We start from the raw sequence: 23189 nt of genomic DNA on the forward strand, positions 1-23189 counted from the left end.
GCGTCTTTACAACCAATTACGCTTAGACAAACAGATCCCGCCCGAGCAGCGCGACGGCCCAAATCGCGAAAGCAAACAGCGCGATCTTCCAGAAATCCGCGCGCTTTCTGAGGCCCGGAAGACCGAGCGGCTTGATCAGGTGCACCACCATCGCAAGCATCAGGAGAAGCGCGATCAGCTTCGTCATGTCTTTATTTTTCCATATGTTCTTGATGTCACAGGACGGACATTATTTCGCGCAACGACTGCCTCTAAATACGCCGTAAAGGCATTCGGGGACACAATCAACATTGCAAAGACTGGGCAGCATCGTGTGCTGCCATATGTCTTTGTGCATGTAAGCTGAGTTGCATGGGGGGCCAATGAAACGAAATCTTCTATCCGTCGCCGCACTTCTGTTCGGCACGCTCTTTCTGTTCATGGGCAACGGCCTGCAGGGCATCCTCCTCCCCGTCCGCGGCAATCTCGAAGGTTATGCGACCACCACGCTCGGCCTGCTCGGCACATCCTGGGCCGCCGGCTTCGTCATCGGTTGCCTGGTTGCGCCGAAGATGGTCAGCCGCGTCGGCCATGTGCGCGCCTTCTCCGGCTTCATCTCGATCATCGCCATCATCGCGCTTGTGAGCGGCATTGCCGTTCATCCCGTCTGGTGGGTGCTCTTGCGCGCCGTCACCGGCTTTGCCACGGCCGGCACCTCGATGATCATCGAGAGCTGGCTGAACGAGCGCGCCACCAATGAAAGCCGCGGCGCGATCTTCTCGCTCTATATCGCCATCACCCTGATCGGCGTCGTCGCCGGCCAGATGATGATCCCGCTAGAGGATGTCCGCACACCCATCCTCTTCATGATCTGCGGCATCTTCTATTGCATCGCCATGCTGCCGACGCTGCTGTCGACTGCAGCCTCTCCGCAGCCGCTGAAGGCCGTGAAGCTCGATCTCAAGGCGCTCTATCGCAATTCGCCGGTCTCCTGCCTCGGCATTCTCCTGGTTGGCATCGCCAATGGCGCCTATGGCACGCTCGGCGCCGTCTTCGGCGCCGGCGCCGGTCTCTCGGATACCTCGATCGCCATCATGATGAGCTCGACCATCTTTGCCGGCGCGGTCATGCAGCTTCCCGCCGGCCGACTGTCCGACCGCATCGACCGCCGCTATGTGCTCGCCGCCATGTCGGCGATCGCGGCCCTTGCCGGTCTGATGCTCGTCGTCCTCCACCCCTCTTCGCCCGCCTTCATCATCACGCTCGTGGTGCTTTACGGCGCGGTTGCCAACACGCTCTATCCGATCGCCGTCGCCCACGCCAACGACTACGCCTCCTCGGAAGACTTCGTGAAGGTCTCCGGCGGCCTGCTGCTGCTCTACGGCATCGGCACCATCATCGGCCCGACGATCGGCGGCCCCGTCATGTCGATGGCAAGCCCGCATGCACTGTTCCTGGTGACCGCACTCGCGCATGTGCTGATCACGGCTTACGCGATCATCCGCAGCCGCGCGCGCGCCGCCATCCCGGCAAGCGACCGCGACGCCTTCACCACTATCCCGACGGCCACCTCGCAAATGATGACGCCCGAGGGCATGACGTTGGCCGATCGCGGGCAGAACAAGACGCCCGAGCCGCCGATGGAGCCGGCGACCCGATAGACTTGGAATGCGGAGACGGCCGGGCGCTTGCCCGCCGACACGAGGACGGAGGACCGAACATGAGCTTCATGGATGACGACCGGCCGCAGAAGAAACCGAATCACGAGATCGGCATGGACCTCTCGATGATGTCGGTGGACGAGCTGAACGCGCGCATCGACATGCTCAAAGCCGAGATTTCGCGCATTGAGCAGGAAGCGGCGCGCAAGGCATCGGGAAGATTGGCCGCAGAAAACCTCTTCAAATCGTGACCCGGCAAAAGGCCGGATTTGATTTATAGCCGCCGCGCAAGTGTTAATTCGGCACACACTTAATGAGGCGTTAAGCTTTCTAATGTATTGATGTGCTCATCCGGACTTGCTCTGGATCTCAGACAGTTTCCCATGCGGTGAATTGGTCTGATTTTTCTCCCTGTTTTACCTTGAGAGCCGCTTTTGCGGCTCTCCTTTTTCGCATTGGCTGGGGACGAAAACCACGAAACTGTGGAAGTTAACCCTTTATTAAGAAACGCCTTGCGCTATTAGGCTAAAACTACCATCTTTAAAGTCATTAAGGCCGACCGGTGAAACCTTTTGGGACCGGCCTGCGTTACCTGATCAATAAGTAGATGCGTGCAACAGGGACCCTTTAAATGTCAGAGCTTGGATTGAACACGATCAGTTTTGCAGGACGCGCTGCCGCATCGTCGCAGTTTAAGACATTGTACTCCGAGGGCATGTCGCTGGTCGAAGAGACCGCCGCCTATCTGGATGGCAATGGCCGCACCGCATCCAAGGTTCTGCCGCGCATGGCATCGGTTCTCTACGCAGCGGAGTCCATGCGCCTCACCACCCGCCTGATGCAGATGGCCTCCTGGCTCCTCCTGCAGCGCGCCGTCAACAATGGCGAAATGTCGCGCGATCAGGTTCTGGCCGAAAAGAACAAGGTTCGCCTCGACGGCTTCAACGTCGACCGCAACGCTCCGGGCTGGGGCGACCTGCCGGAAGCCTTCCGCGATCTCATCGAACGCTCGCTGCGCCTGCAGAACCGCGTTGCCCTGCTCGACCGCGAAATCTATCGCCCGAACGAGGCAGCGATCGTTCCCGACAACCAGAACAGCGTCCAGGCTCAGCTCAGCCTGCTGCAGACGGCCTTCGGCAACAACTGATCCATTCAAAGTAGACTGCATAAACCGGCTGCGTTCCCTGCGCGGCCGGTTTTTTGTTGTTAGAGCAACGGAGATGGTGCGTGACGGTGGAAATTGCGATCAAGTTTCAAAACCAAATTTACGCGCCAACGCTTGGGCTGCTCAATGAGCTTGTAGCCCATCCATTGGTTATGGACCCCGATTCCAACAGTTTGCTTCACAGATTTGAGGGACTTTGTCTCCACGCACATCACTTTGAAGAACGAAACAAGGTTCCAGTTAAAAACAACCAAAAACTCGAAGATATAGCAAACTCTATAAAGCATATAAGATCGCGAGGCCGACAGGTGACACTCGAGAGCTTCGGCGCCTGGGAGTTTAAGCACGGCTTATTCAGGTTCATCTCACATGGCATCGAGGCTAGATGGGAAGATGGCGTGACAACCGACGCGATTGAATGCCTGTTGGGACGAGTAAATGCTCTAAATCGAAAGATCCAAGCAAACCTACCCGATCTAAAGGTTGGCGAGTCCGTCTATGGCTTCTATGATTGGGCCTTTGCTTATCACCTGCCTTTAGTCTCCGTAGCAACTCTCAGCCATCGGATAAGGATCATGGAGAGAACAGAGACCGGTAACTACAGGTCGTTTGCACCTCCCAACGTCCGGTTCGTCGTATTGGCGGAGGACCTAATCGGCACCAGACCTGAGGACCATTTTCCGGAAATCCGGTAGCACCTCCCAAACGCAAAAAAGCCCCGCTTTCGCAGGGCTCCTTCGAAATCAGTGCAACAGCAGCGATTAGAGGCCGAGGCCGCCGAAACGCTTGTTGAACTTGGAAACGCGGCCACCGCGGTCCATGAGCTGCTGGTTGCCGCCCGTCCAGGCCGGGTGCGACTTGGAATCGATTTCGAGGTTCATCACAGCGCCTTCAGAACCCCAGGTCGAGCGGGTTTCGTATTCGGTGCCGTCGGTCATCACTACCTTGATGGTGTGATAAGCGGGATGGATTTCAGCCTTCATAACAATCTTCCTGCGATGTCACGTCCATTTGACGCACCACGTTGCGACAAGAGGACCGATTGAATAAATGAAGCCGCAGTCGCTACTGGCTACGGCTTCCCATTAGGATGCGGTGCCTATACATGAAGGCCATTAGGATAACAAGAGCCATCGACCGTGTTGCACGGTGTTGAAGGCTGCTGGAGATTGAATTGACAGACGCAATGCAGACCGAGAAGAAAAAGTCCCGCTCGCTGAAACCTCTCGGCAGGCTGACGCCTTACGTCATGCGTTATCGCGGCCTCGTCACCGGCGCCCTCTTCTCGCTGGCGCTCGCCGCCGTCACCTCGCTGGCGCTTCCCCTTGCCGTGCGCCGCATGATCGACCACGGCTTCAGCCACTCCGACGGCCGCTTCATCAACAGCTACTTCGTCATGCTCATGGTCATGGCGGTCGTTCTCGCCATATCGAGCGCGCTGCGCTACTTCTTCGTCATCACGCTTGGCGAGCGCATCGTCTCGGATCTTCGCCGCGACGTCTTCGCGCATGTGACAAGGCTGTCCGCCTCCTTCTTCGACGTCAACCAGTCCGGCGAGATCGTCTCGCGGCTGACGGCCGATACCACGCAGATCAAGTCCGCCGTCGGCGCCACCGCCTCGGTCGCGCTACGCAACATGATCCTGTGTCTCGGCGCCATCGTCATGATGGTCGTCACCTCGCCGAAGCTCGCCAGCCTCGTGCTGTTGGCGATCCCGCTCATCGTCTTCCCGCTGGTCGCCTTCGGCCGCTCGGTGCGCAAGCGTTCGCGCGCGGCACAGGATACGCTGGCCGAGGCGTCGGCCTTCGCCAACGAAACCATTGCCGCCACCCGCACCGTCCAGGCCTTCGGCGGCGAGACCGCCGCGGCAAACCGCTATGGAGCAGCCGTCGAAGCCGCCTTCACCGCCGCCCGCGCTGCCATCCGCTCGCGCTCGCTTCTCACGGGCATCGCCATCATGCTCATCTTCGGCAGCGTCGTCGCCGTGCTTTGGGTCGGCGCGCACAATGTGCTCGAGGGCACGCTGTCGGCCGGCACGCTTGGCCAGTTCCTGCTTTACTCCGTCATCGCCGCCGGCTCGCTCGGCGCGCTCTCGGAAGTCTGGGGCGAGCTGTCGCAGGCAGCCGGCGCCGCCGACCGCCTGACCGAACTGCTCGACGAAGTCTCGCCGATCGTCACACCGGCCTCCCCCGTTGCTCTGCCCGACCCGAGCCTCGGCCGCGTCGAGTTCGCCGACGTCCACTTCGCCTACCCCTCGCGCCCCGACACATCGGCTCTGCATGGCCTGAGCTTTGCGGTCAAACCGGGCGAGACCGTCGCCATCGTCGGCCCGTCGGGCGCCGGCAAGACCACCATTTTCTCGCTGCTGCTGCGCTTCTACGATCCGCAGCAGGGCGCCGTCATGATCGACGGCGTCGATGCCCGCCAGACCGATACCGACGGCCTGCGCAAGCGCATCGCCATCGTTCCCCAGGATGTCACCATCTTCGCCGCCTCCATCCATGACAACATCGCCTTCGGCCGCCCCAGCGCCACGCGCGAGGAAGTCCGCGCCGCCGCCATCGCCGCCCAGGCCGACGAGTTCATCGCAAGATTGGAGCAGGGCTACGACACCACGGTCGGCGAACGCGGCATCATGCTGTCGGGCGGCCAGCGCCAGCGCATCGCCATTGCCCGCGCCATCCTGAAGAACGCGCCGATCCTGCTCCTCGACGAAGCCACCTCGGCACTCGATGCCGAAAGCGAAACCCTCGTCCAGCGCGCTCTTGACGGCCTCATGGAAGGCCGCACCACTCTGATCATTGCCCACCGCCTCGCAACCGTGCTGAAGGCCGACCGCATCCTGGTCCTCGACCAGGGCCGCGTCGTCGAGGAAGGCACCCACCAGAGCCTCGTGCGCCACGGCGGCATCTACGCCAAGCTGGCCCGGCTGCAGTTCGATGCGGGTGCCGAGGAGCTGCTTGCGGCGGTGAAGTGACGACGGGACTGCGGGGCGATGCGCCGCCCCGCCCCACAACCAATACAACCGCAATTGCGACTATTGCGATTATATTGACAATACACACCAATAGATTACATTCGAGTTTTATTGAAACCGTCCGTTCTCATGTTGGGATGTCGTCAGATGAGTTGGATCAGCTTTTCCGAAATACTGGTTGCCGTCGTCGCTCTCGGCGTCGTCATGTCGATGTTGCTGTTCTATCGCTCGCTGCATGAAGCCAGCAACTGGTCGCTGACCGACGCGCTTTCCGAAGATGTTGCCCTGACGAAGACCGACGCGGCAGGCAACCCCGTCGACGCCGTCGGCAATCCATTGCTGTCGGGCCAGACGCCGATAACCGTCACGCTCATGAAGGCAAGCTCCAGCCGCTTCATCGCGATGATCGGAACGGTGGCGATCCTTGTGCTCTATGTCGGCTTCGGCCTTGCTTGTCTCCACCGCTTCGCGAGTGGCCAGGAGATTCCCGACATGTCCAAGGGGGCGAACTTCTTCTACTCCGGCGTCGTCCTCTTCGCGCCGTACATCGTCAACAAATTCTCGTCGGCATTTTCATTCTTCAAGCCGTGACACCAAAGCCAAGCGGCCAACAACCACCCAAACATCCCGATGGAATAATTGGATTTTTTGTTTTAGGCTGCGCTTGCAGATTTAAACAACATCCTGATTCCGGGAGACAATCGATGTATAAGTTCGAAGTTTATAAGGACAAGGCAGGCGAGTTCCGTTTCCGTTTCAAGGCATCGAACGGCGAAGCGATGTTCGGCTCCGAGGGCTACAAGGCCAAGGCGTCGGCGCTGAGCGCGATCGAATCCATCAAGAAAAACGCTCCCGGCGCCGTCATCGACGACACCACCAAGGCGGCAGACGCCTGATACATCAAAGGCGGCACCTCAGGGCGCCGCCTTTTTCTTTTGTGCTGCTGGGCCATGAATAGTGCGGTATGCCGCGCCGTTACTTGCGCAAGCACGCTACGCCGTCACTTCTCCGTCAGCTTCAACTCGATCCGTCGGTTCGTCGCCCGCGCCTCGGGCGTATCGCCCGGCGCGATCGGCTGATACTCGCCGAAGCCGGCCGCAACCAGTCGGTCGGCCGGCACGCCCTGTGAGATCAGGAACTTGACCACCGAGATCGCGCGCGCCGAAGACAGCTGCCAGTTATCGGCGAAGCGGCCGGTGCCGGCGAGCGGCACGTTGTCGGTATGACCATCGACACGCAGCACCCAGTTGATCTCCGGCGGAATTTCCTTGGCGACGTCGAGCAACGCTGCCGCGAGCTTCGCCATCTCCGTCTGCCCGTCGGGATTGAGATCGGCGCCGCCCGAGGGGAAGAGCACTTCCGACTGGAACACGAAGCGGTCGCCAACGATGCGTATGTTCTCGCGGTCCGACAAGATCTCACGCAGCCGTCCGAAGAAGTCCGAGCGGTAACGGTTGAGCTCCTGCACGCGCGCGGCAAGCGCCACGTTGAGGCGGCGGCCGAGATCGGCGATCTTCGTCTGCGACTGCTGGTCCTTCTGCTCGGAGGCCTGCAGTGCCACCTCGACGGCGGCGATCTGGTTGCGCAGCGCCGCGATCTGCTGGTTGAGCAACTCGACCTGGCTCATCGCCCGGTCGCTCATCTGCTTCTGCTCGTCGAGCTCCTTGGTGAGCGAGCCGATGCGCTGCTGCGCCGCGTCCTGGCCGCCGGAGCCGGCCGACAGCAGCGACTGCAGTCGCGAGCGTTCGCCCTCGGCGGTCGCGAGCGACGCCTGCAGGTTGGCGACGCTGTCCTCCAGGTCCTGCTTGCTGCCCTTTTCGAGCGCGAGCAGCTGGGTCAGCTCGTTGATCTGGCTGTTCAGCCGATTCATCACCTCGTCGCGGCCGGATATCTCGCGGCTGAGAATAAACTGCCCGACGACGAACACCGTGAGCAGGAACATCACCGCGATCAGAAGCGTCGACAGCGCGTCGACGAAGCCGGGCCAGTAGTCGACCGTGCGTTCGCGGCGACGGTTGCGGGCAAGAGCCATGGCTTACTTGCCCTCGCTCTTTTCGGTCTGCGGCACGCGCGGGCGGTCGGAGGACGCATGCTTTTCCTGCGCGCCGATCCGCTCAGCCAGCCGGTCGAGCGTGCGGCGCATCGCCTTCGCCTCGTCCTGCTGCGCCTCGATCCAGTCGCGCAACATCTGCTGCTCGTTGCGCATGTTCTTGACCAGCCCCTGGATACCCTCGGCGAGATTGGCCATGGCCGCGACCGAGCGTTGGCTGCCGCCGCCCTCTTCCGAGACCTTCTGCATGTATTCCGACAACGCGCGGATCTCTTCCGGCGAAACGCCGCCCTTGGTGTCGATCACGGGGGCTGCAAGGTCGGAGCCGACATCGGTCACCGACGACAGCCAGTTTTCCAGCTCGGTATAGAAGCGGTTCTGCGCGCGGCCGGCCTGCAGGTCGAGGAAGCCGAGGATGAGCGAACCGGAAAGACCGAGCAGCGACGACGAGAACGCCTGTCCCATGCCCGAAAGCGGCTGCGACAGCCCTTCTTTCAGCGAGGTCAGAACATCGGAAGACCCGCTCGTGCCGGCATCCAGCGACTGGATGACCGAACTGATCGAGCCGATGGTGCCGATCAGGCCCCAGAAGGTGCCGAGCAGACCGAGGAAGACGAGGAGGCCGATCAGATAGCGCGAGACGTCGCGGGATTCGTCCAGCCGGTTGGCGATCGAATCGAGAATGGAGCGGAAGGCCGTGGTCGAGATGCCGGCGGCCGATGAGGTACGGCTGCCGATCAGCGTGCGCATCGGCGCGAGGAGCTTCGGGTTGCGGTTCACCTTGTCGGCGCTGCCGGCGGCGCGGAACGAATTGAACCAGCGCACCTCGGGCCGAAGCGACAGCACATGGCTGAAGACAAGGATGATGCCGATGCCGAGAACGCCGAGAATGAGGCCGTTCAGCCCCGGATTGTGCATGAAGGCCGTCTGCGCCTGGCGGAACAGGATGGATGCTATGAACCCAACGATGACGAGGAACAGCACCATCGTCCACAGAAAGGGCATCGGGCTGGATAGCTTATAGCTGTAATTTCCCGTGGTTTTTTCGGTCGAGCCGAACTCCGCCACATTCACATTTTCCATAGATTCCGCAGCCTCCGGCCTCATCACAGCCGGAGACTAGATCATCATTGTGCCGAATTGAAGTATGCGGAACGAAAAAGCCTGTCTTTATAACAAAGACTTACCGGCTGGGCACAGGACGCTTGGCAACTTCCATCAGCGCCTTCTGGATGTACTCGTTGCCGGCCACGACGTTGCCGGTCTCCAGAATAGAGTTGCCGCCATCCCAGTCGCTGACATAGCCGCCGGCTTCGCGAATGAGCAGGATGCCGGCCGCGATATCCCAGGCCGAAAGGTCAGTTTCCCACAAGCCGTCGAAACGGCCGGCCGCGACATAGGCGAGATCGAGCGAGGCCGAACCCATGCCGCGCACACCGGCGACTTCGCCCATGACGTGCCGGAGTTCGACGAGGAATTTGCCGTGGTTGCCACGACCAAGATGCGGAACGCCGCAGGCGACGACCGAATCCGAGAGCACGCGGCGCGCGCCGACGCGAAGGCGGCGATCGTTGAGGAAGGCGCCGCCGCCACGCTCGGTGGTGTAGAGCTCATCGGTCGCCGGGTTGAAGATGACGCCGGCGACGATCTCGTTGTTGCGCTCGAGCGCGATCGAGACCGCGAACATCGGAATGCCGTGCAGGAAGTTGGTGGTGCCGTCGAGCGGATCGACGATCCAGCGGTGCGCGCCGTCGGTGCCCTTGATCTCTTCGCCTTCCTCGCCGAGGAAGCCATAGGTCGGGCGTGCCTTCAGAAGCTCTTCGCGCACGATCTTCTCGGCCTTGCGATCGGCGGACGAGACGAAATCGCCCGGTCCCTTGACCGAGACCTGCAGGTTCTGCACTTCGCCGAAATCACGCCCCAGCGATTTTCCTGCCTTGAGGGCAGCCTGAACCATGACATTGAGAAGAGCTGAACGGGCCATGTGGGCGGTTTTCCTTGGGCTAAATAGGTGCGCGTTGTCAGGGCGGGGATGGTCCCTGATCGCCGGTAGAGGCTGCGCTTTATAAGATTGGCGGCTTCAAGACCACAAAATCAGGGAAATTTCAAGAGCGGCGCCGCATGGCTGCATTGAATCGCAGGAAGGCTGCCAATTAATTCTGGACAGATCAGTCTGTAATTCCTATATCTCCCCCATGGCAAGACACAAGGAATTCGACCGCGATCTGGCGCTTGGCGCCGCCATCAACGTGTTCTCAGAGCACGGCTATGAAGGCACGTCGACGGATCAGCTGCTGACGGCGATGAAGATCAGCCGCCAGAGCATGTACGATACCTTCGGCGACAAGCGCGGCCTCTATCTGGAAGCCTTGCAGCGCTACAACGCCGACAGTACCGCGCGACTGATCGACGACCTGAAGCGCCAGGCATCGCCGGTCGAAGCGCTCGAAGGCGCGCTCGTTGCCTTTGCCTCGCGGCCGGCGTCGGAAGCCAGCCGCGGCTGCCTCGGCGTCAGCGCCGTCTGCGAGTTCGGCCGCACCGACCTTGATATCGCCAAGTTGACCGATAGCGCGTCGCGCACTCTGTCCACGGCGCTGAAGACGATTATCGAAAACGGCCGCAAGAGTGGCGGCATCGCATCCGACATCGACCCTGACGAGGCCGTCCACTTCCTCGGGGCAACCCTGTCAGGCATGAAAGTCAGCGCCCGCAACGGCGCCTCCCCCGAAACCCTTCGCGGCATCGCCCGCATGGCCATCCGCAGCCTGCGCTAAGCGCACCACAAGGCCGCACCGTCTTTTCGCGCTCAATTCTAGACTGAATGATCCAGAAACAAGAAAGGAAACTTAAAATGTCTCACTCTCTCACCAATAAGGTCGCTCTCATCACCGGCGGCTCGCGCGGCATCGGCGCGGCGATCGTCCGCAGGCTGGCGCAAGACGGCGCGGCCGTGGCCTTCACCTATGCCAGCAGCGATGAGCGGGCGAAGGCGCTGACCGCCGAGATCGAAGCCAAGGGCGGCAAGGCGCTGGCGATCAAGGCCGATAGCGCCGATCCCGAGGCCGTGCGCAATGCCGTCGCCACGACCATCAGCCACTTCGGCGCGCTCGACATCCTCGTCAACAATGCCGGCATCCTGATGCTCGCCCCACTCGATGAATTCGCGCTGGAAGATTTCGACCACATGTTCGCGGTCAACGTCCGCGCCGTCTTCGTCGGCACCCAGGCGGCGGCAAGGCACATGCAGGCAGGCGGTCGCATCATCAATATCGGCAGCGTCGTTGCCGACCGAAGCGGCTTTCCAACATCCTCGGTCTACAGCATGACCAAGGGCGCCATCGCCTCGATGACCCGCGGCCTGGCGCGCGATCTCGGCCCGCGCGGGATCACCGTCAACACCATCCAGCCGGGCCCGACGGCCACCGACATGAACGGCGCGCCGGGCACGGAGGAGCACCTAGCCCCGCTGATGGCCTTGGGCCGCATGGGCGAAGACAGCGAAATCGCCAGCCTTGCAGCCTATCTCGCCAGCCCCGAGGCATCCTTCGTCACCGGCTCCGCGCTCACCATCGACGGCGGCTACCTCGCCTAAACGCAAAGAGCCGGCGGTGCTCGCACACCGCCGGCTCTCATCTGTTTATTGCAGCACCTCAGAATTTCTGCTGCGTGATCAGAACTTCGCGGGCGATCTGCTCCAACGGCAGGATGCGGTCCACCCCGCCCTTGGCGATCGCTTCCTTCGGCATGCCGAAGACCACGGAGGTCGCCTCGTCCTGCGCCACCGTGTAGGCGCCGGCCTGGTGCATCTCCAGCATGCCCTTGGCGCCATCATCGCCCATTCCGGTCATGATGATGCCCATGGCGTTGGAGCCTGCCGAACGCGCCGCCGAGCGAAACAACACATCGACCGAGGGACGGTGGCGTGACACCAGTGGCCCACTCTTGACCGCCACGTGATAGCGCGCGCCGCGCCGCTCGAGCAGCATGTGGCTGTCGCCGGGCGCGATCAGCACATGGCCGCGCAGCACGGGATCGCCATCGACGGCTTCCTTGACCTCGACCTCGCACAGGCTGTTCAGCCGCTTGGCGAAGGCTGCGGTGAATTTCTCCGGCATGTGCTGGACGATGACGATACCGGGCGAATTGGCCGGCAGCGCCTCCAGAAACTCGCGCAGCGCCTCCGTTCCACCAGTCGACGCGCCGACGCAGACCACCATCTCGGTGGTCTTCGCCATAGCCTTGCCCGTCGGCGGCGGCAGCATCGCATCCGCCGTCAGCTTCTGCGCCGGCATCGGCGCGCCGGGCCGCAGGCTGTTGACGTTACGCCTGACATTGCCGAGACGTGCATGCGAGGCGCTTTTCACGGCCTCGCGGATGCGGACGGCATCGTCGGCCAGACTGTCGGCAGCGCCGATCTTCGACTTCAGGATCACATCGACGGCGCCGGCCTCCAGCGCCTGCATCAGCGTTTCCGAGCCCGCCTCCGTCAGCGACGAGCACATGACGACGGGGATCGGCCGCTGCGACATCAGCTTGCGCAGGAAGGTGATGCCATCCATGCGCGGCATCTCGACATCGAGCGTGATGACGTCAGGGATCTCTTCCTGGATCTTCTTCGCGGCCATGAAGGGATCGGTCGCGACCCCCATGATCTCGATATCGGGATCTTCCTGCAGCACGCGAACGAGCGTCTGGCGAACGCTTGCGGAATCGTCGATGACGAGAACGCGGATCTTCTTGCCCATATGCTCTTTGACCTAGATGCGCTGGAACACGGTGTTGGAAACCTGCTTCAGGGGCAGGTCGATACCGGTGATGGATTCGGAGTGGCCGATGAACATGTAGCCACCCGGCAGAAGCCGCGCGCACAAGCGCTTCAACACGCCCGATTGCGTCGGCTTGTCGAAGTAGATCAGCACGTTGCGGCAGAAGATCATGTGCATCCCCTCGCCGACGGGATAGTTTTCGTCCATCAGGTTCATGCGGGCGAAGCCGACGCGGCTGCGCAGATCGGCCGAGATGCGGACCTCGCGGCGATCCCTCTGCTTGGCCACCATCACATATTTCCGCTGCAGCTCGCGCGGCACCGGATGCACTAGATCCTCGGAATAGATGCCGCGCCGCGCCGTCGCCAGAACGTCGGTGCTGAGATCGGTCGCGAGAATGCTGTAGTTGAGGTCGCGCCGGTCGGCGACGAACTCTTCGAGCACCATGGCCATCGTATAGGGCTCGGCCCCCGTGGAGCAGGCCGAACTCCAGGTGCGGATCGTGCGGACGCCGCTCGAGACGAGTGCGGGAAGCGCCACCTGCTGCATGTATTCGAAGTGGCGCGCCTCGCGGAAGAAGTCGGTCTTGTTCGTCGTCACCGCGTCGATCAGATAGACCGTCTCCTGCTCCAGCCCGTCATCGTGAAACAGGAAGTCGCAATAGTCGTCGAAGGTCGCGTGCTGCGTTGCCCGTAGACGGCGGCGAAGCCGGCCTTCGAGCATCGTCAGCTTCGTCGGCGGCATCTTGATGCCGCTATAGTCATAGATGAACTGTGCAAGCTTCTCGAAATTCCGCTTGCTGATCCTGTCGCCCACCATCTGGGTCTCAACGGCAGCCATGCTCATAAGTCAAAATACTCCAGCGTGTCCGCTCAGGCGGCCGATTGCAGGGCGGAGGCATCCTCGCGCGACAGAAGCCGCGCGAGATCGACGATGACGACGAAGCCGGTTTCCCGGCGCACGACGCCGGAAATGTAATCCGAGCGCCAGCGCACGCCGATATCGGGCGCCGCCTCGATCTGGTCGCGCCTGAATGGCGTGACCTCGAAGACCCGGTCGGCGACAAGGCCGAGCGTGAGAAGCCGGCTCTCCATCGGGATATCAAGCACCAGCACCCGCGTATGCGAGGTCGGAACCGTCTTCGACATGCCGAGCTTCAGCCTGAGATCGATGGTCGGGACGCCCTGGCCGCGCACGTCGCGCAGGCCAAGGAGATAGTCGGGACCATTCGGGATCTTGAAGGCCTCGGCATAGTCGAGGATTTCGCGAACCACCTCCACAGGCACGGCGAAGATTTCCTCGCCGAGGCTGAAGGTGACGAACTGCGCTTCCTGGGAGGTGGTTGCCATATTATGCGCTTTCCTTGAAATCGGCGTCACCGTCATCGGGTCCGCCCATGGCCATGTCGAGTGCGAAGCCCTTGGCGCGTGCCTGCTGCGCCGTGACCGAATTGGCCACCGGCTTGGAAGCAGGCTTGCGGCTAGCTGCGGGTGCCGGGCTGCGCACGCTGATGCGGGCGGCAGGCTTGCGGCTGTCGCGGTTGCCGGCCATGTCGACCTTGAAGAAGGCGATCGAGGTCTGCAGTTCTTCCGCCTGGCTCGCCAGTTCTTCCGAGGTCGCCGACATCTCTTCCGATGCGCCGGCGTTCTGCTGGGTCACCTTGTCGAGCTGCTGGATCGCTTCGTTGATCTGCGAGGCACCGATATCCTGCTCGCGGCAAGCGGCGCTGATCTCGGACACCAGTTCCGCCGTCTTGCGGATATCGGGAACCAGACGACCGAGCATGTCGCCGGCTTCGCTGGCGGCCTTCACGGTATCACCAGACATCGCGCTGATCTCGGCGGCGGCAGACTGGCTGCGTTCCGCAAGCTTGCGAACTTCGGAAGCAACGACCGCAAAGCCCTTGCCATGCTCGCCGGCACGCGCGGCTTCGACGGCGGCGTTCAGCGCAAGCAGGTCGGTCTGACGAGCGATTTCCTGGACGATGCCGATCTTCTCGGCGATCGTGCGCATGGCTTCGACAGCGCGGGTTACAGCGTCACCGGAAGCTTCGGCATCCTTGGCGGACTGGCGAGCAATCTTCTCGGTCTGTGCCGCGTTATCAGCGTTCTGCTTGATGTTGGCGGCCATCTCTTCCATCGAAGCCGAGGCTTCTTCGGCAGACGCTGCCTGTTCGGTGGCGCCCTGCGAGACCTGCTCGGAGCTCGCCGACAGTTCCTGGCTGCCAGCCGACACGTTTTCAGCGGCCGCGATCGCATCGGCGACGACGCCACGCAGGCGCTCGACCATCTGCTCCAGCGCGAGACCAAGCGAATCCTTGTCCGAAAGCGGCTTCGGCGCGACGGTCAGGTCGCCGTTCGAAATCTGCGTGGCGATGTTGGCGGTGTTGCGCAGGTTTGCGGTCATGACGTTCAGCATATCGACCAGATCCTTGATCTCGTCGTTGGTCTTGACGAGGACGTCCTGATCGAGATCGCCGATGGCAACGGCGCTGACAGCGGCCTTCGCCTTGTTGAGACCGGCGCTGATGCCGAGTGCGATCCAGAGAGCGGCGGCGATGGCCATGAGCAGCGCAACACCAGCGACAGCGAAGATAAAGTTGCGCGTAGTCAGGTACTGCGCAGTCGTGTCTGCATCGGCCTGCTGCATCGCGGCGCGGTTAGCGTCGACGCGAGCCTGGGTCACTGTTTCAATGTCATCGACGATCGAACGGCCCTCGTTCGTCGCCAGACGAACGGCTTCCGCGCCATTGCCGTCCTGAGCGAGCTGGTGAATGCGATCATCGAGTGCATAGAGCTTCGTCTCAAGCTCGCCGACATCCTGCCAGCCCTTCTTGCCGGCTTCGGTGGTGTTGTTGTCGAACAGCCACTGGCGTGTCTCGGAAAACTGCTTGCGGTTGCTGTTGCTGGCTTCGATGTACTTGGCGACATCTTCAGGCTTCGTGGCGGTCGCCATGTTCATCTGCGCGCGAACGATGCGCAGCTGGTAATTACCGAGGTTCTGCGCCTGCTCGAGACGCTTGGCCGGTCCGGCGATGACATCGCTGATCGCGTTGTTGAGGTTGGAAAGGCTGTAGATGCCGTAGCCGGCCGTAGCCAACAGCAGGACGATCATCAGGCCAAAGGCAATGGCCAGTTTCAATTTGATGGTAAACCGCATTTCTTCATGTCCTTGAAATCGCAGTATTAAAGACGCCGCCATTGGGGAATGGTGGCATGACAGGCGCAGGAAGACTGTACATCCACCCTTCTGCGATCTCCGGAATCCGGATATTTCAACCGACGTATTCACACTTCGGGTGTCGCACCTGGCCACCGGCCCGGTGCGACGAAACTCAAATCAAGCGCTTTCGAGAAAATCGTCGTCGCCGGCGTCAGGGCCACCCATCGACATGTCGAGAGCAAACCCCTTGGCGCGCGCCTGCTGGGCCGAGACCGAGCGGGCACTGAAATTCTTGTTGCCGGCCGCCGTCGGGCGGGTGGCGCCGGCCTGGGCAGACCGTGTCGCGGCGGGCTTGGCTGCAACGGTCCGGACGCCTGCCTGCATGCCCGACATGTCGACCTTGAAGAAGGCGATCGAAGCCTGAAGCTCCTCGGCCTGCGCCGCAAGCTCTTCAGACGTCGCCGACATCTGCTCGGAAGCGCCGGCGTTCTGCTGGGTCACCTTGTCGAGCTGCTGGATCGCCTCGTTGATCTGCGATGCGCCGATATCCTGTTCGCGGCAGGCAGCACTGATCTCGGAAACGAGCTCGGCGGTCTTGCGGATATCGGGAACCAGGCGGCCGAGCATATCGCCCGCTTCGCTGGCAACCTTCACCGTATCACCCGACATGGCGCTGATCTCGGCAGCGGCAGACTGGCTGCGCTCCGCAAGCTTACGCACTTCGGATGCGACAACGGCGAAGCCCTTGCCATGTTCGCCGGCACGCGCTGCCTCGACGGCGGCGTTGAGTGCAAGCAGGTCCGTCTGGCGGGCGATTTCCTGCACGATGACGATCTTGTCGGCGATCGTGCGCATGGCGATCACGGCGCGGGTAACCGCCGCACCACTCTCCTCGGCATCCTTGGCCGACTGGCGAGCGATCTTCTCGGTCTGCGCGGCGTTGTCGGCGTTCTGCTTGATGTTGGCGGCCATCTCTTCCATCGAAGCAGACGCTTCTTCAGCCGACGCTGCCTGTTCGCTCGCACCCTGCGACACCTGCTCGGAGCTGGCGGAGAGTTCCTGGCTGCCGGCGGAAACATTCTCGGAAGCAGAAAGCGCATCGGCGACGACCCCACGCAGCCGCTCGACCATCTGCTCCAGCGCGATGCCGAGCGTGTCCTTGTCCGACAGCGGCTTCGGCGAAACGGTCAGGTCGCCATTGGCGATGCGGTCGGCGATCGCAGACGTGGCGCGCAGGTTGGCAACCATGTCCTTCATGGCGATGCCGAGCACGTCCTTCTCCGAAAGCGGGCGCGGATCGATGGAGAGATCGCCCTGCGCCACCTGGTCGGCAATTCCGGCCGTCTGGCGCAGGTTGGCGGTCATCACGTTGATCGTGTCGACAAGGTCCTTGATCTCGTCATTGCTCTTGATCTCAATGTTCTGGTCGAGATCACCGATCGCCACCGCGTCGGCCACCGTCTTCACCTTGCGCAGACCCGAGCTGATCGTCGTTGCGATCCAGATCGTCGCGCCGATGGCGATGACGAGCGCGACGCCCGCGACAATCAAGAGCATCATGAAAGTCGTGTCATAGGTCTTGTCGCCCACCGCATCGGCGTCAGCGACAGCCTGCTTGGTCAGCGCCGTCAGCGCGGCGGTCATGCCGTCAAGCTTCTGGCGGGCGACGACACCATCGGTCTCGTTGAGCTGCAGGCCCATCTCTTTCTGGCCGGAAGTGATGAGGCCGCGAATACGGTCGTTCAAGACGACGTAGCCGGTCCAGAACTCGCGGATCTGGTTCCACTCATCCTTGAATTCCGGCGGCGCGTCATGCTCGCCCTCGTCGAGCGCCTTTTCGAAACCCTTGCGTTCGGCATCAATCGCGGCGTTTGCCCTGGATACGAATTCGGGCCTATCAGCGACAAGCAGGTCGCCCACCGCAAGACCAAGACCATCAAAGGCGGCAGTCAGGCTGCCAGCGTAATGATCCTGCTCAACCGGCCCTTCCAGAAGCTCGTTGCGCAGCGTGTTCATCGTTTGCAGGCCATGGATACCGAGTCCAACTGCGCCGATGATCAGCAAAATCAGTAGTGAGAATGCGAATGAAAGTTTCAGCTTAAGCGTAATGCGCATGTGAAAACTCCGGCCTTTGAAAATCGCTGGGTGAAACCGCGATGGCGATCTGTGAGGATTCCGATCATCCAGGCGATTTCGGAAATAAGATGGGAGCTTGCATCCGCTCATGGCCGGCGGCTGTCGCGCGCCCTGCCTCCAACGATCCATTCGTTGGCAGTCTTTGTGTCGTGGCCGGTCATCCGGCCACGACGGGGTCACTGATCACGCGCTTTCGCGGAAATCGTCGTCGCTGGCGTCAGGACCGCCCATCGACATGTCGAGAGCGAAGCCCTTGGCACGCGCCTGCTGGGCGGCGACCGAGCGGGTGTTGACGTTCTTGTTGCTGGCCACGGTCGGCCGTGCGGCAGGAGCCTTGGCGGCTGGCTTTGCAGCCGGCTTCTTGAAGCTGGCCTTGCTGCCCGCGCCGTCGACCTTGAAGAAGGCGATCGAGGCCTGAAGTTCCTCGGCCTGCGCCGCGAGTTCTTCGGAGGTTGCAGACATCTGCTCGGAGGCACCGGCGTTCTGCTGCGTCACCTTGTCGAGCTGCTGGATCGCTTCGTTGATCTGGGCAGCACCGATATCCTGCTCGCGGCAAGCGGCGCTGATCTCGGAGACGAGCTCGGCGGTCTTGCGGATATCTGGAACCAGGCGGCCGAGCATGTCGCCGGCATTGCTGGCGGCCTTGACCGTATCACCCGACATGGCGCTGATCTCTGCGGCGGCCGACTGGCTGCGTTCCGCAAGCTTGCGCACTTCGGAAGCAACGACCGCGAAGCCCTTGCCATGTTCGCCGGCACGCGCTGCCTCGACGGCCGCGTTGAGTGCAAGCAGATCGGTCTGGCGTGCAATCTCCTGCACGATGACGATCTTGTCGGCGATGGTGCGCATGGCTTCGACGGCACGGCTGACGGCAGCGCCGCTTTCTTCCGCGTCCTTGGCCGACTGACGGGCGATCTTCTCGGTCTGTGCGGCGTTGTCGGCATTCTGCTTGATGTTGGCGGCCATTTCTTCCATCGAAGCCGAAGCTTCTTCGGCCGATGCCGCCTGCTCGGTCGCGCCCTGCGATACCTGCTCGGAGCTTGCGGAAAGTTCCTGGCTGCCGGCCGAGACGTTCTCGGAAGCCGAAAGCGCATCGCCGACCACACCGCGAAGACGCTCGATCATCACGTTGACGTTCCCCAGCAGTTCGCCGATCTCGTCGCGGTTGGTGATTTCGGCCATCTTCGTGAGATCGCCCTCGGCGACTTCGCGCACCACGTTGTTGGCGCGGTTCAGGCCCTTGGAGATGGTGCTTGCAATCCAGAAGGCGGTGATGGCGGCAAACAGGAAGGCAGCGGCGACGGCAATGATCATCGTCAGGCGGGTCGCCTGGTAGCGTGCTTCCGCGTCATCATCGGCAACGCTCATGCGTTCCTTCTCGAGCTTGAGAATTTCCGCAAGCGCCGTATCGATCTGGTTGGCCGCAGCGCGCGCCGTGGTCACGGAGACGTTGTTGGCGGCTTCCGCGTTGCCGGCCTTCACGAATTCGCGGATCTGATCGTCAGCCTGGAAGAACTGCTTCGAAAGCTCGGAGACCTGTTCCCAGCGCGGGCGGCCCTGTTCGGTGGCGATCTTCAGCACCGATGCCAGCGCCTGCGTGAATTCCTTGCGGCCGACATCGCCCTTTGCGATGGAATTGTTCACTTCCGCCGCATCCTTGGCCATCAGCAGGTTCTTCTGCTGGCGGATCGCTTCCAGCTGGCCGATATTAATGGTCTGCGCCAGTTCCAACCGCGCGGCCGGACCGGAGAGTACATCTCCAATGGAATCATTCAGGCCGCTGAGGCTGATGATCGAATAGGTCGATGTGCCCAGCAACATTAAGATGATGAGGGCAAACGCCGACACCAGTTTCGTCTTGATCGTCAATCGCATCTCTAACCCCTTACCCCTAGATGACGCAGCCTAAACGGCGGTCGATGTCTCGTGTCGTGAAGAAAACAATGCCTGCAGATTGGGCAGGATGATGAACTCGCCCCCGCGTTTCACCAGGCAGTTGATGTAGTCGGCGCGCCAGCGCATGCCGACGCTCGGTGGCGGTTCGCTGGCTGCCCGTGCCAGCGTCGTCACCTCGTTGACCTTGTCGGTGCGCAGGCCGACCAGCGTCGCCTCGCCATCGAGATCGACCTCGATGACAATGATGCGGCTGTCGATCGTCGCTTCCGTGCCCTCCATTCCGAAGGCCAGGCGAAGGTCGGCCAGCGGAATGACCTTGCCGCGAAAGTTGATGACGCTGGCGACGAAGGGCTGCGCGCCCGGCACCGCCGTCTCGGGTAGCAGGTCCAGGATTTCCTGGACGATCACCGCCTCGAGCGCGAAGGTCTCGCCGTTCATGTCGAAAGTCAGGACCTCGACCTCGTCGGCATAGTTCCAATGATGGTCGATCTTCTCGGCTGCCGCGCTCATCCTGCCACCCGCATCTGTGTTTCCTGTTGCTGACCGGCGGCCACGAGATGGCCGACGTCGAGAATGAGGGCGACGCTGCCATCGCCGAGAATGGTGGCGCCCGAGAAGGTGGACACGTCGTTGTGCAGCTTCGACATCGACTTGATGACCGTCTGGTGGTCGCCGATGATCTGGTCGACCACCAGGCCGACGCGCTCCGTGCCGGTGGAGATGACCACGACCTTCTGGTGCACGTCGGGCTTGGTGCCGGTGCGGAAGAGATCGCGAAGTCTCAGGAACGGCACGAGGCTGTCACGCAGCGAGATGAAGCTGCGGCCGCGCGAACGCAGGTCCTCTTCCAGCGACAGCTCCAGGCACTCCTCGACGGCGGAAAGCGGGATGACATAGCTGCCATTGCCGACCCGCACGAGCAGGCCGTCGATGATCGCGAGCGTCAGCGGAATGCGCAGCGACACTTCCGAACCCTGGCCGTTCAGGCTGGTGATATCGATCGCGCCACGCAGCGCCTCGACGGTCTTCTTGACCACATCCATGCCGACGCCACGGCCGGAAAGATTGGTGATCGCCGCGGCCGTGGAGAAGCCCGGCGCGAAGATCAGCTGCAGCAGCTCGGAATCGGTGAGCGGCTGGCCGGGCGCGATGAGGCCGGAGGATTCCGCCTTGGCGCGGACCCGATCGCGGTTGATGCCACGGCCGTCATCCTTGATCGAGATGATCACCTCGCCGCCCGCCTGGCGTGCCGACAGCGTTACCGTACCCGCTTCGCTCTTGCCCGCGGCCAGACGCTCGGCCGGCGTTTCCAGCCCGTGGTCGATCGAGTTACGCACCAGATGCACCAGCGGATCGGCGAGGCGCTCGATCACGGTCTTGTCGACCTCGGTGCTTTCACCCTCGGTCACCAGCTCGATTACCTTGCCCGTTTCGCGGGCGAGATCGTGAACGAGGCGACGGAAGCGCGAGAACAGAGTCGCGACCGGCACCATGCGGAGTACCATCATCGTGTCGCGCAGCTCGCCCGACAGGCGCTCGATTTCCTCAGACACCGAGCGCAGCGCGATATCGGCGCTGGCGCTCGCCAGCTGGCTGAGGCGCGACTGGGCGATGACGAGCTCGCCGACGCGGTCCATCAGTTCGTCGAGACGCTCGGCCGGAACGCGAACGTTTTCGGCAGCCTTCGCCTGGCGCTGGTCGGCCTGTGCAGCACTCTCGCGCTTCGCAGGCACTGCCTCGACGGGCTTGAATTCCGGTGTGGCGGGAACTGCGGGCGCAGCCGCGACGGGCGCTGCGACGACAGGCTCCGCCTTCACCTCTGCCACGACGGCAACCGGTTCAGCCTTGGCTTCCGGGGCGGCAGGACCGGCGATTTCCTCGACCTCAAGCTCCATGTCGTCCATGACGAAGATGAACACGTCGTCGATCGCCGAGCGGTCCTGCGTGCTGGTGAGAACGACATCCCAGGTGACGTAGAGATCGGTCGGAACCATCTCGTCGAGGACAGGAATGGCGGAGAGGTTGGCCTTGACGCTGCATTCGCCGAGATCGCGCAGCTCATCGAGCAGGCCGAGCGGATTGGTGCCGTTCGCCATCGAGTTCGAGGGCAGGCTGAAGCGGATGCGCCAGGTGGTGGTCTTGGCGGCGGCTGCAGCGGCAGTGGTGACCGGGGCCGGTTGAGCAGCGGGAGCAGCAGCGCCGCCCGCGGTCTCGCCGACGGCGGCCTGAAGCTGGGCCAGCAACCGCTGGCCGGTGTCACCGTGATCGGCATCCGGCCGATCGACGAGAGCACGCATGTGATCCTGAGCGGCAAGCACGGCGGCAACGAGCTCAGCCGTCGCCGGCACCTCGCCCTTGCGAACCCGGTCGAACGCCGTTTCGCAATGATGCGTGAAGGCGGCCAGCGCATCGAAGCCGAACATCGAGCCCGAGCCCTTCAGCGTGTGAAGGCCGCGGAAGACGGCATCGACGACGTCCTTGTCGTCGAGCTTGTGCGTCAGATCGAGAAGACCCGTCTCGATGGCTTCGAGGCATTCGGCCGCCTCTGTGCGAAAGACCGCTACAGGATCGAGAGAGCTCATCTGCCGAGCACCTTCCTGGCGATCTTGACCAGGTTTTCAGGATCGAACGGCTTGGTCAGCCAACCGGTGGCGCCGGCGGCCTTGGCGCGGGCCTTGAGGTCGGCGTCGGATTCGGTGGTGAGGAAGATGATCGGCACGCCGGTATGCTCCGGCAGCTTGCGCAGCTCCTCGATCATCGTCAGGCCGTCCATGACAGGCATGTTGAGATCGGTGATGATCAGGTCGTAATTGCCGGCCTTGGCAGCCGCCAGGCCCTGCGCGCCATCGGCCGCCTCGCTGACGGTGTAGCCCGCATTGGTCAGCGTGACCTTGGTCGTCAGTCGAATGCTTGCGGAATCGTCGACGGTGAGAATGTTGGCGCTCATGGCTTTACCTCTTCATGCAACCAGAATTTTGTATCTTCGCTGTTGAAGGCTTCCACGAAGCCGGCGCGCTCCAGCACCTTCAGGACCTGGCCGCGGGCGGGAGCCGCGAGTGCGAGCGCTTTGTCGTTTGTTTCAGCGTGCCGGCGAACAGCTTCTATCAGCTGCACAAAACTCAAGTCGGCCTCAGCTTTTTCGGGAATATCGAGAACAACGGAACTGTTATTCTTAAATAAAGACGCAATTTTTGAGAAGATATCCGAGATATTCCTGATGGTTAGAACTTCAGGCAGGGATATAGACTCAGAATACTGTTCACGCACACTCACTTCGGCCTCCTAGGGCGGAGAAATACTTTTTCAACCCGTTGAGGAATCTCACGACACGCTTAACAACACGTAAAAGTAGGTTGCAGTGAAATGCAATTGAGACGAGTCCCGACTCCCCGAATTA

23 protein-coding genes and 2 pseudogenes are annotated in these 23189 nt (G+C 62.0%); 9 read left to right on the top strand and 16 right to left on the bottom strand.

What is annotated here, in order from left to right; translation table 11 throughout:
• Nucleotides 1–22 precede the first annotated feature (22 nt).
• Nucleotides 23–187: a hypothetical protein gene (locus AC1DOG_RS21510; RefSeq protein WP_018899677.1), complete on the bottom strand. Its 165-nt coding sequence runs from the start codon at nt 185–187 to the stop codon at nt 23–25.
• A gap of 175 nt (nt 188–362) precedes the next feature.
• Here AC1DOG_RS21510 and AC1DOG_RS21515 point away from each other — a divergent pair, with 175 nt between their 5' ends.
• The 4 genes from AC1DOG_RS21515 (at nt 363) to AC1DOG_RS21530 (ending at nt 3500) form a co-directional block, all read left to right on the top strand.
• Nucleotides 363–1640, top strand: coding sequence for an MFS transporter (locus AC1DOG_RS21515; protein WP_018899678.1), 1278 nt, complete (start codon nt 363–365; stop codon nt 1638–1640).
• 59 nt (nt 1641–1699) lie between these two features.
• The gene (locus AC1DOG_RS21520; protein WP_018899679.1) at nt 1700–1891 is read left to right on the top strand and encodes a DUF1192 domain-containing protein; all 192 of its coding nucleotides are present in this window, start codon (nt 1700–1702) and stop codon (nt 1889–1891) included.
• A gap of 380 nt (nt 1892–2271) precedes the next feature.
• A complete protein-coding gene (gene rcdA, locus AC1DOG_RS21525) occupies nt 2272–2787 on the top strand; it encodes a protease adaptor protein RcdA (RefSeq protein ID WP_026283232.1) in 516 nt (171 codons plus the stop codon).
• A gap of 80 nt (nt 2788–2867) precedes the next feature.
• Nucleotides 2868–3500: a hypothetical protein gene (locus AC1DOG_RS21530; RefSeq protein ID WP_477930924.1), complete on the top strand. Its 633-nt coding sequence runs from the start codon at nt 2868–2870 to the stop codon at nt 3498–3500.
• 66 nt (nt 3501–3566) lie between these two features.
• On the opposite strand, the gene rpmE is transcribed toward AC1DOG_RS21530, so the two are convergent.
• On the bottom strand, nt 3567–3788 hold the full coding sequence (gene rpmE / locus AC1DOG_RS21535) for a 50S ribosomal protein L31 (RefSeq protein ID WP_018899681.1): 222 nt from the start codon (nt 3786–3788) through the stop codon (nt 3567–3569).
• A gap of 203 nt (nt 3789–3991) precedes the next feature.
• Here rpmE and AC1DOG_RS21540 point away from each other — a divergent pair, with 203 nt between their 5' ends.
• From AC1DOG_RS21540 to AC1DOG_RS21550, 3 genes are all read left to right on the top strand, one after another.
• A complete protein-coding gene (locus AC1DOG_RS21540; protein WP_477930978.1) occupies nt 3992–5782 on the top strand; it encodes an ABC transporter transmembrane domain-containing protein in 1791 nt (596 codons plus the stop codon).
• A 147-nt stretch (nt 5783–5929) separates the two neighbouring features.
• Entirely contained in the window at nt 5930–6373 is a 444-nt protein-coding gene (locus tag AC1DOG_RS21545; RefSeq protein ID WP_477930927.1) for a hypothetical protein, read from the top strand.
• 113 nt (nt 6374–6486) lie between these two features.
• Entirely contained in the window at nt 6487–6678 is a 192-nt protein-coding gene (locus AC1DOG_RS21550) for a YegP family protein (protein ID WP_113200072.1), read from the top strand.
• Between the two features lie 104 nt (nt 6679–6782).
• Here the strand turns inward: AC1DOG_RS21550 and AC1DOG_RS21555 are convergent, their stop codons facing one another.
• The 3 genes from AC1DOG_RS21555 to AC1DOG_RS21565 all read right to left on the bottom strand — a co-directional run bounded on the left by AC1DOG_RS21555 (nt 6783) and on the right by AC1DOG_RS21565 (nt 9816).
• A complete protein-coding gene (locus AC1DOG_RS21555; protein ID WP_113011464.1) occupies nt 6783–7814 on the bottom strand; it encodes a peptidoglycan -binding protein in 1032 nt (343 codons plus the stop codon).
• A gap of 3 nt (nt 7815–7817) precedes the next feature.
• Nucleotides 7818–8915, bottom strand: a complete 1098-nt coding sequence (locus AC1DOG_RS21560) for a flagellar motor protein MotA (protein ID WP_477930930.1) — start codon at nt 8913–8915, stop codon at nt 7818–7820.
• Between the two features lie 100 nt (nt 8916–9015).
• Nucleotides 9016–9816, bottom strand: a complete 801-nt coding sequence (locus tag AC1DOG_RS21565) for an inositol monophosphatase family protein (RefSeq protein WP_289729805.1) — start codon at nt 9814–9816, stop codon at nt 9016–9018.
• 211 nt (nt 9817–10027) lie between these two features.
• On the opposite strand from AC1DOG_RS21565, the gene AC1DOG_RS21570 reads away from it, so the two are divergent.
• Nucleotides 10028–10606 carry a TetR/AcrR family transcriptional regulator gene (locus AC1DOG_RS21570; RefSeq protein ID WP_477930932.1) on the top strand — a complete coding sequence of 193 codons (579 nt, stop codon included), beginning with the start codon at nt 10028–10030 and terminating at the stop codon, nt 10604–10606.
• A gap of 77 nt (nt 10607–10683) precedes the next feature.
• A complete protein-coding gene (locus tag AC1DOG_RS21575) occupies nt 10684–11424 on the top strand; it encodes a 3-oxoacyl-ACP reductase family protein (RefSeq protein ID WP_477930934.1) in 741 nt (246 codons plus the stop codon).
• 58 nt (nt 11425–11482) lie between these two features.
• Here the strand turns inward: AC1DOG_RS21575 and AC1DOG_RS21580 are convergent, their stop codons facing one another.
• The 11 genes and pseudogenes from AC1DOG_RS21580 to AC1DOG_RS21630 all read right to left on the bottom strand — a co-directional run bounded on the left by AC1DOG_RS21580 (nt 11483) and on the right by AC1DOG_RS21630 (nt 23065).
• The gene (locus tag AC1DOG_RS21580; protein ID WP_477930936.1) at nt 11483–12577 is read right to left on the bottom strand and encodes a protein-glutamate methylesterase/protein-glutamine glutaminase; all 1095 of its coding nucleotides are present in this window, start codon (nt 12575–12577) and stop codon (nt 11483–11485) included.
• A 12-nt stretch (nt 12578–12589) separates the two neighbouring features.
• Nucleotides 12590–13444: a CheR family methyltransferase gene (locus AC1DOG_RS21585; RefSeq protein ID WP_477930938.1), complete on the bottom strand. Its 855-nt coding sequence runs from the start codon at nt 13442–13444 to the stop codon at nt 12590–12592.
• A gap of 26 nt (nt 13445–13470) precedes the next feature.
• A complete protein-coding gene (locus tag AC1DOG_RS21590) occupies nt 13471–13947 on the bottom strand; it encodes a chemotaxis protein CheW (RefSeq protein WP_111563342.1) in 477 nt (158 codons plus the stop codon).
• Between the two features lies 1 nt (nt 13948).
• Entirely contained in the window at nt 13949–15757 is a 1809-nt protein-coding gene (locus AC1DOG_RS21595) for a methyl-accepting chemotaxis protein (RefSeq protein ID WP_477930941.1), read from the bottom strand.
• Nucleotides 15758–15937: 180 nt separating this feature from the next.
• Nucleotides 15938–17284 (bottom strand): annotated as a pseudogene (locus AC1DOG_RS21600) (methyl-accepting chemotaxis protein); the annotation flags it as partial.
• A gap of 69 nt (nt 17285–17353) precedes the next feature.
• Nucleotides 17354–18025: pseudogene (locus tag AC1DOG_RS21605) on the bottom strand (MCP four helix bundle domain-containing protein); the annotation flags it as partial.
• 54 nt (nt 18026–18079) lie between these two features.
• Nucleotides 18080–19771 (bottom strand): methyl-accepting chemotaxis protein, encoded by a 1692-nt coding sequence (locus AC1DOG_RS21610; protein ID WP_477930943.1) that lies wholly within the window; start codon nt 19769–19771, stop codon nt 18080–18082.
• A gap of 30 nt (nt 19772–19801) precedes the next feature.
• Entirely contained in the window at nt 19802–20302 is a 501-nt protein-coding gene (locus AC1DOG_RS21615) for a chemotaxis protein CheW (protein WP_113011455.1), read from the bottom strand.
• The gene (locus AC1DOG_RS21620) at nt 20299–22374 is read right to left on the bottom strand and encodes a chemotaxis protein CheA (protein WP_477930945.1); all 2076 of its coding nucleotides are present in this window, start codon (nt 22372–22374) and stop codon (nt 20299–20301) included. Before AC1DOG_RS21620 ends, AC1DOG_RS21615 begins: the two co-directional genes overlap by 4 nt.
• On the bottom strand, nt 22371–22739 hold the full coding sequence (locus AC1DOG_RS21625; RefSeq protein ID WP_018899699.1) for a response regulator: 369 nt from the start codon (nt 22737–22739) through the stop codon (nt 22371–22373). Before AC1DOG_RS21625 ends, AC1DOG_RS21620 begins: the two co-directional genes overlap by 4 nt.
• On the bottom strand, nt 22736–23065 hold the full coding sequence (locus AC1DOG_RS21630) for an STAS domain-containing protein (protein ID WP_018899700.1): 330 nt from the start codon (nt 23063–23065) through the stop codon (nt 22736–22738). The genes AC1DOG_RS21625 and AC1DOG_RS21630 overlap by 4 nt, the downstream gene beginning before the upstream one ends.
• Nucleotides 23066–23189 lie beyond the last annotated feature (124 nt).

This window comes from Rhizobium sp. 01N48 (assembly GCF_056399145.1).

Coding starts and splice junctions, on each gene's coding strand:
- AC1DOG_RS21510 (WP_018899677.1), bottom strand. CDS start 187: ATGACGAAGCTGATCGCGCTTCTCCTGATGCTTGCGATGGTGGTGCAC.
- AC1DOG_RS21515 (WP_018899678.1), top strand. CDS start 363: ATGAAACGAAATCTTCTATCCGTCGCCGCACTTCTGTTCGGCACGCTC.
- AC1DOG_RS21520 (WP_018899679.1), top strand. CDS start 1,700: ATGAGCTTCATGGATGACGACCGGCCGCAGAAGAAACCGAATCACGAG.
- rcdA (WP_026283232.1), top strand. CDS start 2,272: ATGTCAGAGCTTGGATTGAACACGATCAGTTTTGCAGGACGCGCTGCC.
- rpmE (WP_018899681.1), bottom strand. CDS start 3,788: ATGAAGGCTGAAATCCATCCCGCTTATCACACCATCAAGGTAGTGATG.
- AC1DOG_RS21540 (WP_477930978.1), top strand. CDS start 3,992: ATGCAGACCGAGAAGAAAAAGTCCCGCTCGCTGAAACCTCTCGGCAGG.
- AC1DOG_RS21545 (WP_477930927.1), top strand. CDS start 5,930: ATGAGTTGGATCAGCTTTTCCGAAATACTGGTTGCCGTCGTCGCTCTC.
- AC1DOG_RS21550 (WP_113200072.1), top strand. CDS start 6,487: ATGTATAAGTTCGAAGTTTATAAGGACAAGGCAGGCGAGTTCCGTTTC.
- AC1DOG_RS21555 (WP_113011464.1), bottom strand. CDS start 7,814: ATGGCTCTTGCCCGCAACCGTCGCCGCGAACGCACGGTCGACTACTGG.
- AC1DOG_RS21560 (WP_477930930.1), bottom strand. CDS start 8,915: ATGGAAAATGTGAATGTGGCGGAGTTCGGCTCGACCGAAAAAACCACG.
- AC1DOG_RS21565 (WP_289729805.1), bottom strand. CDS start 9,816: ATGGCCCGTTCAGCTCTTCTCAATGTCATGGTTCAGGCTGCCCTCAAG.
- AC1DOG_RS21570 (WP_477930932.1), top strand. CDS start 10,028: ATGGCAAGACACAAGGAATTCGACCGCGATCTGGCGCTTGGCGCCGCC.
- AC1DOG_RS21575 (WP_477930934.1), top strand. CDS start 10,684: ATGTCTCACTCTCTCACCAATAAGGTCGCTCTCATCACCGGCGGCTCG.
- AC1DOG_RS21580 (WP_477930936.1), bottom strand. CDS start 12,577: ATGGGCAAGAAGATCCGCGTTCTCGTCATCGACGATTCCGCAAGCGTT.
- AC1DOG_RS21585 (WP_477930938.1), bottom strand. CDS start 13,444: ATGAGCATGGCTGCCGTTGAGACCCAGATGGTGGGCGACAGGATCAGC.
- AC1DOG_RS21590 (WP_111563342.1), bottom strand. CDS start 13,947: ATGGCAACCACCTCCCAGGAAGCGCAGTTCGTCACCTTCAGCCTCGGC.
- AC1DOG_RS21595 (WP_477930941.1), bottom strand. CDS start 15,757: ATGCGGTTTACCATCAAATTGAAACTGGCCATTGCCTTTGGCCTGATG.
- AC1DOG_RS21610 (WP_477930943.1), bottom strand. CDS start 19,771: ATGCGATTGACGATCAAGACGAAACTGGTGTCGGCGTTTGCCCTCATC.
- AC1DOG_RS21615 (WP_113011455.1), bottom strand. CDS start 20,302: ATGAGCGCGGCAGCCGAGAAGATCGACCATCATTGGAACTATGCCGAC.
- AC1DOG_RS21620 (WP_477930945.1), bottom strand. CDS start 22,374: ATGAGCTCTCTCGATCCTGTAGCGGTCTTTCGCACAGAGGCGGCCGAA.
- AC1DOG_RS21625 (WP_018899699.1), bottom strand. CDS start 22,739: ATGAGCGCCAACATTCTCACCGTCGACGATTCCGCAAGCATTCGACTG.